This window comes from Nitratidesulfovibrio oxamicus (assembly GCF_015731765.1).
In the GTDB taxonomy this organism is placed as follows: domain Bacteria; phylum Desulfobacterota; class Desulfovibrionia; order Desulfovibrionales; family Desulfovibrionaceae; genus Cupidesulfovibrio; species Cupidesulfovibrio oxamicus.
On the sequence record NZ_VRYY01000700.1, the window covers coordinates 1 to 745 of the forward strand.

Annotated in this window: 1 protein-coding gene; it reads right to left on the bottom strand. The window is 72.1% G+C overall.

The features are described from left to right. On the bottom strand, positions 1-744 hold a 744-nt coding region (locus tag FVW20_RS17395; RefSeq protein ID WP_372435019.1), incomplete at its 3' end, for a N5-glutamine methyltransferase family protein. Between the last annotated feature and the right edge of the window lies 1 nt (position 745).

The window sequence follows — 745 nt, forward strand, 5'->3', positions numbered from 1 at the left end:
GTCCGCCCGCCCTTGCGCGGTGGCGTCATCGTCCAGCCCGCGGCCGGCGCAGGGCACCAGGGCGGTTCGCGGCTCGCGGTCGCGCACTTCCGGCGTCAGGCCTGCGTGTTCGGCCTCGCTCACATAGGGCGGGTTGGATATCAGCAGATCCAGCACGTTGTCGCGGAACAGCGGGTGTGTGAAGTCCGCCAGCACCGGCTGGCAGCGTTGGAAGGCCGCCAGGCGTGCAGCGTCCGGCACACTCTGTCCGGGGTGCGCCCCGTCCGGCTTCATGCCCCCGCCAAGGTGGGCCACCGTGTTACGTGCGGCCACGGCCAGCGCATCCGGAGAAATGTCGCAGGCCATGCCGCGCAGGTCGTCGCGCTCTGCGCACAGGGTCACGGCGATGCACCCGGTGCCGGTGCCGCAGTCGGCAAAGCGCGCTCCGCGCGGGGCCAGCGAGAGGGCGGTTTCCACCAGCAGTTCCGTTTCGGGCCGGGGAATCAGCGTGGCCGGTGTGACCAGAAAGTCGCGGCCATAGAATTCCCGCTCGCCCAGAATGTGCGCCGTGGGCTCCCCTGTGGCGCGGCGGGCCAGCAGGGTGGCGACATGCGCCAGCGCATCGTGCGGCACCGGTGAGGCGGGGTGCAGTGCCAGGCGCAGCAGCAGGTCCGACCGGGGCAGGTCCAGCGCCCGTGCCACCAGCAGTTCCGCCGTCAGGCGCGGCGCGTCGTCGCGCACGGAAGGCGACGGGCTGGACTCCAGA